Raw genomic sequence first — 15,252 nt, forward strand, 5'->3', positions numbered from 1 at the left:
GTTTCCAGGGGACCCAGGGACCATGACCACCGAAATCCTTCGCAAGCTGCTCGTCGCCGGCGCCGCCGTCGCCGCCCTCTCCGTCGCCGCCTGCGGCAAGCCGGCTGAAAAGGCCGACGCCGCCGCCGCCGAAGCCACCGCTGAAGCCGCGACCGCCACTGCCGCCGCCGACACGGCTGCTGACGCCGCCGCGACCGCCACGGACGCCGCTGCCGACGCGACCAAGGCCGCCGACGCCGCCGCTCCGGCCGCCGACGCCGCCATGGCTCCGGCTGCTCCGGCCGAAGCTCCGGCCGCCAAGTAAGTCATTCGAACGCACTCGCGTTCGAAGAGCGGAGGGCCGCCCCTTGGGGCGGCCCTTTTCTTTTGCGCCTATAGTCGACGCCCATGAGCGCCCAATCGCCTCTCGTCTGGACCGATGACGGCCTGCCGCGCTCGCGCCTCTACGGCGACGTCTACTTCTCCAGCCAGGATGGCCTGGCCGAGAGCCGCGCGGTCTTCCTGCAAGGCTGCGGCCTGCCCCAGGCCTGGAGCGGTCGGACCCGGTTCACGGTGGCCGAGCTCGGCTTCGGCACCGGCCTCAACATCCTGGCGCTGCTGGACCTGTGGCGCGGGGCCGCGCCAGCCGGCGGCCACCTGCATATCTTCAGCGTCGAGGCCCATCCGATCACGGCTGGCGAAGCGGCCAGGGCGCTCGCCGCCTGGCCCGAGCTCGCCGATATCGCCCAGGTCCTGACGCACGCCTGGCCGGGCCAGGCGCGCGGTTTCCACCGGGTGGATCTGCCGGCCTTCAACGCGACGCTGGACCTGGCGGTCATGGAGGCCGAGCCGGCCCTGCGCGCCTGGAGCGGCCAGGCCGACGCCTGGTTCCTGGACGGTTTCTCCCCGGCGCTCAATCCGCAGATGTGGCGCGAGGAGCTCCTGGCCCTGGTCGCCCAGCGCTCCGCGCCGGGCGCGCGGGCGGCGACCTTCACCGTGGCCGGCGCCGTGCGTCGAGGGCTGCAGGCCGCCGGCTTCGCCATCGACAAACGCCCCGGCCACGGCCGCAAGCGCGAGCGGCTGGAGGCCCGGCTGCCGGGCGAGATGCAGGAGGCGACCCCGGCTCGCCAGGTCGCGGTGATCGGGGCGGGGATCGCAGGCGCGTCCGCGGCCCGCGCCCTGCGCATGTTCGGCTGCGAACCCCTGCTGATCGAGGCCGACGGCCTGGGCGCGGGCGCCTCGGGCAATCCCTCGGCCCTGGTCACCCCCCGCCTCGACGCCGGCCTGGGACCGGTGGCGGAACTGGCGGCCCAGGCCTTCGGCCGCGCGACGGCGCTCTTTGCGACGATCCCAGCGGCGGTGATCGCCCGAGGCGTGCTGCAACTGGCCGCCGGCGAGCGGGACCCCGACCGATTCGCCACGATCGCGGGCTCCGACCTTTTCGAGCCCGGCGCGGTCGGCGTGCTGTCGGCCAACCAGACCCTCGAGCGGCTGGGCGAGCCCGCCCCGATCGCCCTCGACCTGGCCACCGCTCTGGTGGTGGAGCCCGCGATCGCCCTGGATGCCTGGGCTGGGCCCGTGCTGAGGGCCTCGGTGGCGCGGCTGGAGGCGCGGGAGGACGGCTGGGCGCTGCTGGACGCCGCGGGCGACCTGGTCGCCCAGGTCCAGGCCGTGATCCTCGCCGCGGGCCAGGCCAGCGTCGACCTGCGCCCGGATCTGCCGCTGCGCCCGGTGCGCGGCCAGGCCAGCTGGACCGACGGCGTCGCGGGGGCTCCGGCCGCCGCCTGGGGCGGCTATGTCCTGCCCACCCGCGCGGGCCTGCTGTTCGGCGCAACCCACGACCGGGACGACACGAGCCTGGAGGTCCGCGCGGCCGACCACGCGCGCAACCTGGCGAGCCTCTCAGACGCCTTGCCCGGCCTTGCCGCGCGGATCACCCGGGCGCCGCTGCAAGGCCGCGCGGCGGTCCGGGCCACCACGCCCGACCGGCTGCCGCTGGCGGGGCCCGTGGCGGGCGCGCCGGGGCTGTTCGCGCTCACCGGCTTCGGTTCGCGCGGCTTCTCACTCGCGCCCCTGCTGGCCGAGCACGTGGCGGCCCTGGCGCTCGATGCGCCGTCGCCCCTGCCCGCCCACCTGGCCGCCCTGGTCGATCCCGACCGGTTCCGGGCGCGGGCGGCCAAGCGGGGCCGCAATTCCGTCTCAGAGCCGGCGCAACCTTAAGGCCACGATCAGAGGAGGCTTCGAGCCATGATCCGGACTGCATTCTGGGTGGCCGCCGCCGCAGCCTTCGCCCTCGCGACGGCCGGCCCGGCCGCGGCGTCCGATCCGGCGCCCGCCAAGCCGAAGCGCCAATGCTTCCTGACCGACAACGTCACCAATTTCAGCGCTATCGACTCCCGCACCGTCAATCTTCGGGTGGGGGTGAAGGACGTCTACCAGCTGGACCTGCTGGGGACCTGCCCGGACATCGACTGGAATCATGAGATCGCCCTGGTCTCGCGGGGGTCCTCCTGGATCTGCTCGGGCCTGGACGCGACCGTGATCACCAAGGGTCCGATCGGACCGCAGCGCTGCGCGGTGCGCTCGGTGCGCAAGCTGACGCCGCAGGAGATCGCCGCCCTGCCCTCGCGCGCCAAGCCCTAGCCCGAAAAATTGGGCGCCGCCCGTGACGGACGACGCCCAGTTGGCTGCCGACCGGGGACGGCGAACCGCCCCGGCCTGGAGGTAACCTCGGGAACCTAGAACTTCTTCTTCACACCGAGCTGGAACACCCGGCCGAGCGGGTTTCCGGTGGTGTAGTCGTAGTTGTAGTTGCTGGGCGCATCCGGCGGATCGGTGTCGAGGATGTTCTGGACGCTGAAGGTCAGCGTGGTCTCCCAGGGCAGCTCGGCCTGGATCGTGATGTCGTGCTGCCAGAAGTCGTCGAGCTTGCCGATCGTGCCGGCGACATAGCCCGGCGCGGTGGTCGAAGGCACGATCTGGTCGTTGGCGGTGTTGATCGCCGCGATCGTGCCCTCCGCGTAGCGGGTCTGCCAGCGAACGTTGACGGCGTCCTTGCGCACGTTGAGCCACAGGTTGGCCCGGGCCTGTGGATACGAGAAGAAGGCCGACTGCAGGTCGTGGGTGCCGGCCCGGTCGAAGGGGGCGGCGAATGTGATGTTCGAGGCGCCGAACAGGGTGAAGGCGCCGCGGGCGTATTCCTTCAGATAGGTCCCCTCGACCCCGACCTGGTAGGCGGCGTCGAACCAGCCGTCCCAGTCGTAGGACGCCCGGACATCGTAGCCCGAGGTCTGGGTCGGCGGCCCGTTCACCGTGAAGGTGTCGACCCGCAGGGTGTTGGCCGCGCTGCAGACGCCGCCGCTGAAGGTGAAGCGGGCCTGTAGGGCCGCGTAGGCCGGGTCCCCGCAGTGGTTGGGGGTGAACATGGCCGCGAACAGGTTGCTGGAGCCCTCGGTGGTCAGCTCGCCCTCGAACTTGAACAGGAAGTAGTCGACCGTCAGGTTGAAGCCGCTCTTCTGGACCATGAAGCCGACATTGTAGGCGTCGGCGGTTTCCGGCTCGAGGGCGGGGTTGCCGCAGGTCTGGACCGCGCGGTACTGGCCGCCCAGGTTGGCGACGCCGACCGCGCAGCCGGGGTTGATCTGGGTGGCGGTCGGGGCCCGGAAGGTGGTGCCGGCCGAGCCCCGGAAGGCCAGCCAGTCCAGGGCCTGCCATTTTACGGCGATCTTCGGATTGTTGGTCGAGAGCCCGTTGCTGAACTTCTCCGAGCGTCCGGCCAGGGTGACCTCGAGGTTCTCGAGGATCGGCAGCCGCAGCTCGCCAAACAGGGAGATCACGTCCTGGCTGGCGTCGGCGTTGGCGTTCGACCCGAAGAAGATCAGCGGGCCGGCCGGCGCCCCGCAGACCGGGGTGTCGTCGTCGATGGAGTCGACGCAGGGATTGACCTGGTTGTTGAAGAAGTCGCCGTAGGTGTTGGTGTCCCGGTTCCAGCGGTACTGGGTGCCAAGGGCCCATTGCACCGTGCCGCCCGGCAGGTCGAACGGCGCATCGCCGCTGAGCACGGCTTCAGCGGCGAAGATCTCCGACGTCGCGCTGTTGGTGTATTCGCCATACAGCCACTCGACCAGCTGCGGGTCGTTGATCACCGCGCCGTTGGCGCCCCCACGATAGAAGGGGTTGGTCAGGCCGTTGGTGCCGCTGACGGCGACGCTGTTGCTGAACGGATTGAAGAAGTAGCAGCCGGCGGCGGCGTTGCCGGCGTTGGCCAGGGTCCGTTCGGCGGTCGTGCACTGGTCGGACGCGCCCGCGCGGCTGCCGAAGCCGTTGAGGGCGAGCTGGGCTCGGGTCACCAGGAGGTCGGCGATGTTGGTCGACGCCTCGGTCTTCATATAGGTGAGGTTGGTGTCCCAGCGGATGCTGTTCCACGTTCCCGCCAGGCCGCCCGAGACGCGATAGGCTGTGGCCTGGATCTGCTGGTGGTCGGCCTTGTCCGGATTGGTCGGATGGCCGGCGTTGCCGATGAAGCGGAACGCCGTCTGGGAGATGTCCACCCCAAGCGGGCCCGCCGCGATGATGGAGGCGCACTGGGCCGCCGAGAGCGTACAGGCGCTGCCCGGGGTCTGGCCCGACAGGTCGCGCAGGCCCGGATTGTTGCCGGGCACGTTGTAGCGGACGAAGAAGTTGAGCGCCCCAGGGACGGCCGTGGAGCCGGAGGTACCGCCCAGGCCGATCGGGGTCGGGAACTGGGTGTTGCCGTTGGAGGGCGAGATGCGCTGGTCAGGCGTGTTGTTGCGGTTCCAGGCCACCTCGCCGTGGAACCGGATGTCCTCGGTGATGTCGTAGTTCACCTCGCCGTAGAGCTGGAAGTGGTCCTCCTCGTTGACCACGTCGTTGTAGTTGGTGAACTGGAAGCGGCAGATCGAGGTGGCGCTCACCGGGCTGAGCGAATTCGCCGGCACGACCAGGCCGCCGACGGTGTTGGTCAGAACCCCGCCCAGTTCGGCGCACCCGTTGTCGCGGAACAGGAAGGCGCCGGCCGGAGTGTTGGCGACATAGGCGCCGGGGTTCGAGTTGCCCGACCAGCCGCCGTAGTTGACGCTCTCGAAGGGCTGGATGGCCCAGTCGCGGTCCTTGGCGTCGACCCGGCTGCGATGTCGGAAACCGGCGGTCAGCAGGATGTTGCCGCTGTCGCCGCGCCAGCCATAGGCGAGGTTGGCGCGATACTCCCCGTCGGAGTCCTGGACCGCCGAATAGTCGGCGGTGACCTCGAACCCGTCCAGGTCCTTGCGGGTGATGAAGTTGACCACGCCGCCGATGGCTTCAGACCCGTAGGTCGCCGCCGCCCCGTCCTTGAGGATCTCGATACGGCCGATGGCCGCGGTGGGAATGAAGTTCAGGTCCGCGCCGCCGCCTTGGAACGCGGCCTGGGCGCTGTCGGACAGACGCCGGCCGTTCATCAGGGTGAGCGTGCGCGAGGCGCCGAAGCCGCGAAGGTTGATCGAGGCGGTGCCCGCCCCGCCGTTGTAGCGATTGCTCTCGCCCAGGCCGGAGGCCGAGGCGGTTAGCGTCTTGACCAACTGGACCGCCGTGGGCGAGCCCTGCTTCTCAAGGGTGACATTGCTGAGGACGTCCACCGGCAGGGCGGCGTCCTCGGGCGTGCCGGCGATATAGGAGCCGGTGACCACGATTTCTTCGACGGTGGCGGCGCCGGTGCTGGTCTGGGCGGCCGCGGTGGTTCCAATGAACATGGCGACAGCCAGAATCGAGCTGCCGCAGAAATATCTGCTTCTCAACATATTGTTCCCTTCCCCCTCGAGAGCCGTCCCGATTATCGCGCCGGAACTTTTTGACTCATGAGCACAAATATCATCGTTCGGCGCGGCCAGGAGCGCCAGTAGATTTTTCAGGACTGCAATATAACGTTGTTACGCCTGACGCCATACCCGATTGGCGAGAGTGATCGGTGTTCATAAATCCATGTATATGCGGGGATTTTTGGGAATTTCGCTGCTTTTGGCCCTTCACGGCGGGCGTCGGACATTGTGTCTGCATTGTGGAACAAGGACTTAGGGCGCGCGCGAGGGTTGCCGGAGAAGCTGAAGCTTCGCGGGTCCCGGCAGGCCCGGGAGGGCCCGCATGAACGGTCGGCGACCGCTCCAACCTGTGGCGCGAAAGACGCGCCGGCCGAGAGATGACGCAGCGGCAGGTAAGATACCGGATAGAAGAAATTGGTCAGGGACGCGGCGAGTGGGCGGCAGCGCCCGGCGCAGGACCCAAAAAGAAGGGCGCCGCCGGAGATCCGGCGGCGCCCGAGAGGCGGGTGTCCAGCCCCGAAGGGCCGGAGAGACGGCCTAGAAGGCCTTCTTCACACCGAACTTGAAGACCCGGCCCAGCGGGTTCCCGTTGGTCACGTCGTAATTGTAGAAGCTCTGCGCGAAGGGAGGATCCGTATCGAGCAAATTCTGCACGCTCACGGTCGCCGTCGTTTCCCACGGAAGATCGACCCTAAGCGTCAGGTCGTGCTGCCAGTAGTCGTCCAGCTTCCCGACGCTTTGATACGTTCCGGTGCTGTAGCTGTAGCGGCAATCGGCGGTCGTGCCGGCCCCTGCATCACCCACGCAGACGGGACCGGCAAACGTAGTTCCCTCGCGATACAGGAGTTGGTAGCGCAGATTCCAGTTGTCGCCCGTCGCATTTATGAAGGCGTTCGCGCGGACTTTCGGGAACGAGAAGAATTCGCCCGTCAGGTCATGCTTCCCCGCCCGGTCAATCGCCGGGGCGATGACCACCGATGTATCCTCCAGAAGGGTGGTGGCGGTGCGCTTGTACTCCTTCAGGAGCGTGGCCTCGGCGCCGATGCTGACCCGCGCATCGTGGAAATCCATGCCAAAGACGTTGTCCCACTCATACTGAGCACGAAGGTCAAAGCCCGACGTCTTAGTGTTCTGGCCATTGACGATCTTGATGGTCTCGACGAGCACGTTGGCCTGGCTGCAAGCCCCGGTGAAGACGAAGCGCGCCGCGAAGGCGGGTTTGGCGCAGTTCGCCGCGTTGATGGCGGCGAAGAGTTGGCCGGCGTCCTCGACGATCAGCTCCTTCTCGAAGTCGAACTTCCAATAGTCGACCGAAGCGCTGAACCCTCCAATATCGACGAGGACGCCGAGATTGATGGTCTTCGCGGTTTCAGGCTCGAGATCGGGGTTGTTCGCCGTCACGGTGGCGCGATAGGAGCCGCCAAGATTGCGGACGCCCTTGCTACTGCCAGGCGTTAGCGCGACTTGGCCTGGAGCGCGGAAGGTCGAACCTGCCGAAGCCCGGACAGCCAGCCAATCAATCGCCTGCCAGCGTGCCGATACCCGCGGGTTCGTTGTCGAGCCGACGTTCCCCCCGAAGTCTTCGTGACGAACCGCTGCGCCTATCTCAAGATTTTCCAGGAGTGGAAGTTTGACCTCGGCAAAAACGGCGCCGACGCGGCGATCGACATCATAGTCTTTCTGAGCGCCGAAGAAGACGAACGGCCCCGTTGGATTGGTGCACATGCCTTGCTGGCCGTCGATCGAATCGACGCAAGGCGTGGCCTCGACATCGCCAAGGCCCGACCAGTCATCGACATTGCGATCGAAACGAAACTGCGCGCCGGCCGCCCATGCGATGTTCCCGCCCGGGAGGGCGATCTCGGTTTCGCCATTGATCACCGCGTCGGCGACCAGGATCTGGTTGGTCGTGACGTTGGTGTAGGAACCGTACAGCCATGCCTTCATCTGCGGGTCGTTGGCGACCGCAGCCTGATAGTACGGGTTCGCAGCGTCGTTGGTGGCGCTGACCGCGATGCCGTTGCTGAAGGGGTTGAGGAACTTGCAGGGGCCCACGCCAGGCGTGCCTGTACGATAGTCGCAGCCGGGACCGCCCAGACCATTGAAGGCCCGTTGAATGCGATTCACCAACAGGTCGTTGGTGGTGACGATGCCCTTGTTTTCCATGAAGGTTAGGGCGGTGTCCCAGCCGATCCCATCCAGGAAGCCGCCTTCGAACCTGCCGTTGAGTCCACCGGAAATCCGATACTGGGTCTGCTCGATCTGCTGGTAGTCGGCGCCGTCAGCGTTGAGCGGATGGCCCTCGACGCCAATCAGACGCCAAGACGCCTGGCTGGTGGTCACGCCGGCCGCCATGCCTGCACACTGCGCCGCCGTCAAAGGAGCAGCGCACGTCGTCCGCAGAGCGATCAGACCGGGGTTGTTGGCTGGGACGAAATAGCGGGACTGACCGTTGAAGCCCGGAGCCACCAATGCGCCCGAAGTTCCGCCACTGGCGATAGGCGTAGGGAACTGGGTGGTCAGGTTGGCTGGCGAAAGCCGCTGATCCGGCACCGCGTTGCGGTTCCACGCCACTTCGCCATGGAAGGTGATGTTGTCGGAAAGGTCGAAATTGACCTCTCCATACAGCTGGTAGTGATGTTCCTCGTTCACCAGGTCGTTGTACGCGCTGAATTGATAGCGGCAGAGCACGGTATTGCCGGCGGCGGTCGTGGTGGGCTTGAGCCCCCCGGTCAATTGCTGAGAGCCAAGTTCGTTACAGCCGTTGTCCCGGAAGAGCGGCGCGCCAGTGGCGGTTCCATAGCTGCCCGGGCTCGCAGAGCCCGACCAGCCGCCATAGAACACCGACTCGAATGGAACGCGGGCGAAGTCGCGGTCATTGACGTCAAGCCGTCCGCGCCCTCGATAGCCGACCGTCAGCAGGACGTTGCCGCTATCGAAAACCTTGCCGTAGGCGAGGCTCGCATCCCAGTCGCCGTCAGAGTCCTTGATGGCCGCGTAGTTGCCATTGAATTCGAAGCCGTCCAGATCCTTGCGAGTCAGGAAGTTGACGACGCCGGCCACGGCGTCCGAGCCGTAGGTGGCGGCCGCCCCGTCCTTGAGGATTTCGATGCGGCCGATCGCCGCCGTCGGCATGAAGTTCAAGTCCGCGCCGCCGCCTTGGAAGGCGGCCGCGGTGGTGTCGGCCAGGCGTCGCCCGTTCATCAGCACCAGGGTGCGTGACGAGCCGAGACCGCGCAGGTTGATAGAGGCCGTGCCGGCGCCGCCGTTGTAGCGGTTGCTCTCGCCGAGCGAGGATTGGGCGGCCGTGAGGGTCTTCACCAGCTGCACCACGCTGGGCGCGCCTTGTTTCGCGAGTTCCTGCACGCCAATCACGTCAACTGGCTGAGCCGCGTCCTCGGGCGTGCCGGCGATGAACGATCCGGTGACAACCACCTCTTCGACCGTGCTCGCCTGGTCCTGGGCCGCGGCCTGGCCAGCCAGGCCCACCGCCAAGGCGACGGCCAAAATGGAACCGCCGCAGAAATACCTGCTCTTCAACATCCTAGGTTTCCTTTCCCCCTCGGATCCGCGCCCCGATTGAAATGTGAGCGCTTATGGGTCTTCCGAGTGCGGGGATCATCCTTGCAGTCGATCCGGCGCGCCAGGGGTTGTTTCGAAGGTTACAAAATTGAACCATCCGCAACCTGACCGTATTATTTTGACGTAACGGCGATATTCTCCAGCGAACCAGATACCGGAAGGTGGATTTCTGGACCTCCGAACCTTGCGTTCGCACAGGTCATTGCTTTCGCTGGAATTCCCGGCGACCAGAGTTAACCGAACAATGTTCTGATCATTCCGATGACTCAAATTAGCTGGCGCTGCGCGCAGGGCGGTGCTTTGGACCGCCTGAGGCGGGTGTGGCGCCCAAGCATCGCCGCTGAAAAAAGGGCGCCGCTAGGGAAACCCAGCGACGCCCCGGCAAGGTTCCGCCCCTCAGGGGAGCGGTATGCTCAGAACTTCTTCCGGACACCGACCTTGAACGTCCGCCCGTAGGGGTTGCCGATGAAGGGGTCGTACGTGACTTCAAGCCGGGCAGCCGAGGGATCGCGGTCGAGCAAATTGAACACCGAGGCCGTGACCGTGGTATCCCAGGGCAACTGCAGGCGATAGTTCAGGTCGAGTGAGTAGAAGTCCTCGACCCGCATGCCGATCGTAATGAGCTGAAGTGCGCCTGTCGTGTTCTGCACCGAGACCGGAGCCCGGTTGTCCACCGCGCCGTCCACATAGGTGAGGTCGGCGCGGAGGTTGTGCGCACCGATGCCGTACTCCGCGAAGGCGTTGCCCCGGAAGCGCGAGACTGTGCCTGGGAAGCGGTCGTAGTTGGTAAAGCCGAGGGCCTCGTACGCCCGGCTGACCAGCGCGCCGCCAACGCTGAACTCGGCGATATCGTACTGGAGCAGATGGCTCACCGCTACACCGGCCCCGAAGGTGCCACCAAAGACGTCGTTGTTGCGGTAGTCGATGCTGACGTCGACGCCCGCGATCTTCATCTCAGGACCATTCACGGTGTCGGACTTCACACGCTGGATGTCGTTGCCGATCGTCACGCCCTGAACGCAGGCGTTGTTATTGTTGAAGGTGATCAGCGAACGCAGCACGCTGCCGCAATTGACGAACTGGGTGCCGTTGCCCACGCCGCCGACGGCGGTCGCCACGATCTGCGCGGGCACCGTGGTGATCTGTTCTTCAATCTTAAAGTTCCAATAGTCGACGATGACGCGGAAATCGTAGGCCTCGAAGATCCCGCCGATGTTGAACGTCGTCGCTTTTTCCGGCCCGATGGCAGGGTTGCCGGCGAAGTCCACCGACTTGAAGTTATTGCCCGCCGCTAGGATGGCCGACAGGCCGGTCACGCTGTTGGACGAACGATTGGCCGGCGTCGGACCCCTGAACGTCGTGCCGACCGAGCCGCGCAGAGCGAAGGCGTCGGTGAGCTGCCACTTCACGGCCAGCTTGGGGTTGGTCGTGGAGCCCGTCTCGCCGCCGTAGTCCTCGAAGCGGATGGCCAGCTGGGCGTTCAGGGAGTCGGTGATCGGCAGGTTGGTTTCGGCGAACACGGCGTAGACCGAGTCCTCGAGTTGCTGCGGCGTGCTTTGGCCCAGGAAGATGTACGGCCCCGTGGGGAACGAACAACTGGTCGAGCCAATCGTCGGACATGGGGTGATGCGCGAGTCTTGCAGGGGGCTCTTCAGGCTCGACTGGAATTCGGTACGCCGATACTGCGCGCCCGCCGCCCAACCGATCTTGCCGCCCGACAGCTCCCAGGGAAGCTCGCCGTTGATGACGGCGTCAAGCACGAGAAGGCTCTGCTTCTGGTCGGTAGCGGGGAAGTCGAAGAACCAGCGGATCAGTTCCGGACTGTTGGCGTTAGCCGAGACAAATCCTGGATTGGTCAAACCGAGGGCGGGATTGCCCGAGTAGGCGTTGGAGAAGGGGTTGAAGTACTTGCAGCCGTTGGCGCCGGGCGTGGTCCCCGTGCAGCCTGGGCCGCCGAGACCGTTGAGGGCCTTTTGCAGGCGCTCGGTGATGATGTCGGGCGTGCCTTGAACGTTGCGGGTCTGCGAATAGGTCACCGCAGTGTCCCACCCGATGCCGGTGTCCCCGAACTTGCCGCTGAGATCCGCCGACACCCTATAGATGTCGTAGTTGCGGAAGCCCACCTGACCGCCATTGTCGAAGATCGGGTTGCCGCCGGCGCCCAGCGGACGGAACAGCGTGAGCGAGATATTGTTGGTCGCCGCGATCTGCGCGGGCGAGAGACCGGCCTGCTGCAGGGCGGTCAGCGCTCCGGGATTCGTGATGGGCGTGGTGAACACGCCCACGCTTCCCGGACCGTTGGGGCCCTGGATCGGCGGGAAGCCCGGCGAGAAGCGCATGTGGGGAAGGTCGGTCTTCGAGTACATCGCCTCGACGTGGAGGCGCATGGTGTCGGTGAAGTCGACGTTGGCCTCGGCGTAGATCTGGTAGCGGTTCTCGTCCTCGATCAGGTTATCGAATGGGATGTAGGTGAAATAGCAGGCCGGAGTGGTCCCGCTGAAGCCCGCAAAGCCGCCCACCGCAGCGCAGTTGGCGTCACGCTGAACGCCGGCGGTCGGAACCACGCCGTTGCGCGGCAGGAAGGAAGGCGGCTGCCCGAGGATCGACCAGCCCGACGGGTTGGTGGTGTAGGGTCGGTACGCCCAGTCGCGGTCCAGGGTCGTCAGTTCGGAACGGTGCTGGTATCCAGCCGAAATCAGGATGTTGCCGTTCTCGCCGACCCATCCGTATACGGCGCTGGCGCTGTAGTCGCCATCGGAGCCGTCGACGTAGCGGTAATCTGCCGAAAGCTCGAGCCCGCTGAAGTTCTTGCGCGTGATGAAGTTGACGACACCGGCGATGGCGTCGGAGCCATAGGTCGCCGCGGCGCCGTCCTTCAGAATCTCGACGCGGCCGACGGCGGCCGACGGAATGAGGTTGGTGTCGACGCCCCCGCTGCCCGCGCCGGCCGAGGGCACAGTGCGCCGGCCATTGAACAGGACGAGGGTGCGGAGGCTGCCAAGGCCGCGCAAGTTGATCGTGCCCGCGCCGCTCTGGCCTTGGGCGGCGGTTGAGAATTGGTTGCTGTCGCCAAGGACGGGACCGGAGACCGGCAGGGTCTTGATGAGGTCAATCGTGGTAGGAGACCCGCGCTTCTGTAGCTCGTCCTGGCCGATCACATCGACCGGCAGGGCCGCATCTTCGGGCGTGCCGGCGATGAAGGAGCCCGTGACCACCACCTCTTCGACGGTGCTGGCCTGATCCTGGGCCGCGGCCTGGCCGCTTAGACCCAACGCCAATGCGACGGCCAGTACGGAGCCGCCGCAGAAATACCTGCTCTTCAACATCTTCTTCCTCCCCCTCACGGACGCCGGTTTCGATCTGACGCGATGGTCGCCGTGGGTGGAAATATCAAACGCCTGTTTGGCGCGGCGGCGCTAGACCGTTTCTTTCACCGGCGAAACAATCCATCCGAACTGCGTTCAACGCGCAACACCCTTACGGCAAAGGGTTTTTTGACGGTTCCGCCGAAAACTCGCGCAGGAAGGCGTCGATGGGCCGACCGCAAGCCCGCGCGTTTAGGCGCGGCGCTCAACCCAGGGGCGGAAAACCAGGGATGGGAAGGGATGGTGGACGTGACAGGGATTGAACCTGTGACCCCCTCGATGTCAACGAGGTGCTCTCCCGCTGAGCTACACGTCCGACCGGCCGGTCTCCCCAAGGGGAGCGGGAGGCGGCGGTATAACGGCGCCGGGCACGGCGCGCAAGCGTCGCTGAAACTTCAGGCCGCCGCCATCATCCGTTCGACCTCGGAGACGATCTCGCGCAGGTGGATCGGCTTGGACAGCACCTTGGCGCCGGGCGGGGCGGCGTCCCCCGCGGCGAGCGCCACAGCGGCGAAACCGGTGATGAACATGATGCGCAGGCCCGGATGGCGCGCTGCCGCCAGGCGCGCGACCTCGATACCGTCCATGCCGGGCATGACGATGTCGGTGAGCAGCAGGTCCCAGTCCTGGTCGAGGACGGCGGCGGCCTCCTCGCCGTCGGCGCAGGAGGTCACCTCATAGCCGGCCCGCTCCAGCGCACGGGTCAGGAACCCGCGCAGGGAGTCGTCATCTTCGGCGAGCAGGATCCGAGGCATTGGCGTTCCGCAAAGACTGTCTGCAAAGACCGATCCTAGGCGCCTAGATGTAAATCCGCGATGAACCGACCTCTGGCGCCCTCCCGGCGTTTGACCGGCGGGCGGACGCACCATCATATGGCCGCGATGACCGCCTGGGAGTCCATCGCCGCAAACCGCGCCGCGCCGAAGGTCCCGCCGTTCGATGTGCGGCGCGCGGCCGAGGTCGGCGCGCCCGCGCCGACCGCGCTGGTGTTCGCCTCCCCGCACTCCGGCCGGCTCTATCCCGAGGACATGATGGCCGCCGCGGCGCTCGACGCCCTGGCCATCCGCCGCTCGGAAGACGCCTATGTCGATGAACTGGTGGGGGCCGGTCCCGAACTGGGCGCGGCGATGATCTGCGCCAACCTGGCCCGGGCCTATATCGACGTGAACCGCGAGGCCTTCGAGCTCGACCAGGCGATGTTCGCCGACGAGTTGCCGGATTTCGCTCGCGCCCGCACCGCGCGGGTCGCCGCGGGGCTGGGCGCCATCGCCCGCGTGGTGTCGGAAGGCCAGGAGATCTACGCTCGCAAGCTGACCTTCGCCGAGGCCCGCGCGCGCATAGAGATGGCGCACACTCCTTATCACGCCGCCCTGGCTCGGCTGCTGGGCGAGGCCCATTCCGCCCACGGCTACGCGATCCTGATCGACTGGCACTCCATGCCCGCCGCCGCGGCCCGGGTCGGCGGAGCGGCCTGCGACATCGTCCTGGGCGACCGGTTCGGCGCGGCCTGCGCGGGCTTGGTCACCCAGCGGGTGGAACGCGAGCTGGAGGCCATGGGCTATAAGGTGGCCCGCAACGCGCCCTACGCCGGCGGATACACCACCGAGCACTACGGCCGGCCGGGCCGCCGGACGCACGCGCTGCAGATCGAGATCAACCGCGGGCTCTATCTGGACGAGGCGCGCCTGGAGCCCACCGAGGGCTTCACCCGCCTGCAGGCCGATCTCGAGGCCCTGACCCGGACCCTGGCCGCCGCCGACTGGTCGGGGCTGAAGTAGCGTCTTCCCCGCGGCCCAGCCATCGGGCCAAAAAAAAGCCGGACCCGAGGGCCCGGCAGTTCATTAGGGAGGAAACGCCCAGGAAGGGCAGAGGCGTCAGCGACGCCTCACAGTTCGAACATATACAGTGCGACGCACAAAACAACAACTGAAAATGTCGCTTCGCCATCACATTTCCTAATGGCTATGAAAAAAATCGTTACAAATCAGCCAGGTTATAATTCACCCAGCGATGAATGATTTTGGTGCAGCGCACAATAGCTAGACAATGCCACGTGGCGGCGCGGCGAGAAGGCGCTGGCTTAATGGGCCAGCCTCGCCTACAAGCGCCCGCTTCTCCAGATAGGGCCCTCCCCGGGCAATTCAATGTCGCTCCGCAACATCGCCATCATCGCTCACGTCGACCACGGGAAAACCACCCTGGTGGACCAACTCCTCGCCCAGTCGGGCGTGTTCCGCGCCAATGAGGCGACCGTCGAACGCGCCATGGACTCCAATGACCAGGAGCGCGAACGCGGGATCACCATCCTGGCCAAGTGCACCAGCGTGCTTTGGCATGGTGAGGCGGGGGAAACCCGCATCAACATCATCGACACCCCCGGCCACGCCGACTTCGGCGGCGAGGTCGAGCGGATCCTCGGCATGGTGGACGGTTGCGTCCTGCTGGTGGACGCCGAAGAGGGCGTCATGCCCCAGACCAAGTTCGTGCTGGGCAAGGCGCTGAAGATGGGCCTG

The 15,252-nt window shown here is 66.5% G+C and carries 9 protein-coding genes and 1 tRNA gene; 5 read left to right on the forward strand and 5 right to left on the reverse strand.

Annotated elements, in window-relative coordinates; genetic code table 11:
- Window positions 1-22: 22 nt before the first annotated feature.
- The 3 genes from Q8Q77_RS18440 (at window position 23) to Q8Q77_RS18450 (ending at window position 2,622) form a co-directional block, all read left to right on the forward strand.
- On the forward strand, window positions 23-304 hold the full coding sequence (locus tag Q8Q77_RS18440) for a hypothetical protein (RefSeq protein ID WP_305585287.1): 282 nt from the start codon (window positions 23-25) through the stop codon (window positions 302-304).
- Window positions 305-387: 83 nt separating this feature from the next.
- Window positions 388-2,199: a tRNA (5-methylaminomethyl-2-thiouridine)(34)-methyltransferase MnmD gene (gene mnmD / locus Q8Q77_RS18445; protein WP_305585288.1), complete on the forward strand. Its 1,812-nt coding sequence runs from the start codon at window positions 388-390 to the stop codon at window positions 2,197-2,199.
- Between the two features lie 27 nt (window positions 2,200-2,226).
- Window positions 2,227-2,622: a DUF6491 family protein gene (locus Q8Q77_RS18450; protein ID WP_305585291.1), complete on the forward strand. Its 396-nt coding sequence runs from the start codon at window positions 2,227-2,229 to the stop codon at window positions 2,620-2,622.
- Window positions 2,623-2,717: 95 nt separating this feature from the next.
- On the opposite strand, the gene Q8Q77_RS18455 is transcribed toward Q8Q77_RS18450, so the two are convergent.
- The 5 genes from Q8Q77_RS18455 to cpdR all read right to left on the reverse strand — a co-directional run bounded on the left by Q8Q77_RS18455 (window position 2,718) and on the right by cpdR (window position 13,494).
- Window positions 2,718-5,726, reverse strand: a complete 3,009-nt coding sequence (locus Q8Q77_RS18455; protein WP_305585292.1) for a TonB-dependent receptor domain-containing protein — start codon at window positions 5,724-5,726, stop codon at window positions 2,718-2,720.
- 603 nt (window positions 5,727-6,329) lie between these two features.
- The gene (locus Q8Q77_RS18460; RefSeq protein WP_305585294.1) at window positions 6,330-9,335 is read right to left on the reverse strand and encodes a TonB-dependent receptor domain-containing protein; all 3,006 of its coding nucleotides are present in this window, start codon (window positions 9,333-9,335) and stop codon (window positions 6,330-6,332) included.
- Between the two features lie 452 nt (window positions 9,336-9,787).
- A complete protein-coding gene (locus tag Q8Q77_RS18465; protein ID WP_305585296.1) occupies window positions 9,788-12,700 on the reverse strand; it encodes a TonB-dependent siderophore receptor in 2,913 nt (970 codons plus the stop codon).
- A gap of 280 nt (window positions 12,701-12,980) precedes the next feature.
- A tRNA-Val gene (locus Q8Q77_RS18470) sits at window positions 12,981-13,055 on the reverse strand.
- Window positions 13,056-13,134: 79 nt separating this feature from the next.
- Entirely contained in the window at window positions 13,135-13,494 is a 360-nt protein-coding gene (gene cpdR / locus Q8Q77_RS18475; protein ID WP_305585297.1) for a cell cycle two-component system response regulator CpdR, read from the reverse strand.
- Window positions 13,495-13,620: 126 nt separating this feature from the next.
- Between cpdR and Q8Q77_RS18480 the strand changes: the two genes are divergently transcribed.
- Window positions 13,621-14,517 (forward strand): N-formylglutamate amidohydrolase, encoded by an 897-nt coding sequence (locus Q8Q77_RS18480; protein ID WP_305585302.1) that lies wholly within the window; start codon window positions 13,621-13,623, stop codon window positions 14,515-14,517.
- 366 nt (window positions 14,518-14,883) lie between these two features.
- Window positions 14,884-15,252: GTP-binding protein (locus Q8Q77_RS18485; protein ID WP_305585299.1), on the forward strand; the 369-nt coding region annotated here is incomplete at its 3' end.

The sequence above is a fragment of the Phenylobacterium sp. genome (assembly GCF_030698145.1).
Lineage (GTDB): Bacteria > Pseudomonadota > Alphaproteobacteria > Caulobacterales > Caulobacteraceae > Phenylobacterium.

Bases quoted from the DNA above. Each gene is read 5' to 3' on its own strand.
- Q8Q77_RS18450 (WP_305585291.1), top strand. From the start codon at position 2,227: ATGATCCGGACTGCATTCTGGGTGGCCGCCGCCGCAGCCTTCGCCCTC.
- Q8Q77_RS18455 (WP_305585292.1), bottom strand. From the start codon at position 5,726: ATGTTCATTGGAACCACCGCGGCCGCCCAGACCAGCACCGGCGCCGCC.
- Q8Q77_RS18480 (WP_305585302.1), top strand. From the start codon at position 13,621: ATGACCGCCTGGGAGTCCATCGCCGCAAACCGCGCCGCGCCGAAGGTC.
- Q8Q77_RS18465 (WP_305585296.1), bottom strand. From the start codon at position 12,700: ATGTTGAAGAGCAGGTATTTCTGCGGCGGCTCCGTACTGGCCGTCGCA.
- Q8Q77_RS18460 (WP_305585294.1), bottom strand. From the start codon at position 9,335: ATGTTGAAGAGCAGGTATTTCTGCGGCGGTTCCATTTTGGCCGTCGCC.
- Q8Q77_RS18440 (WP_305585287.1), top strand. From the start codon at position 23: ATGACCACCGAAATCCTTCGCAAGCTGCTCGTCGCCGGCGCCGCCGTC.
- cpdR (WP_305585297.1), bottom strand. From the start codon at position 13,494: ATGCCTCGGATCCTGCTCGCCGAAGATGACGACTCCCTGCGCGGGTTC.
- mnmD (WP_305585288.1), top strand. From the start codon at position 388: ATGAGCGCCCAATCGCCTCTCGTCTGGACCGATGACGGCCTGCCGCGC.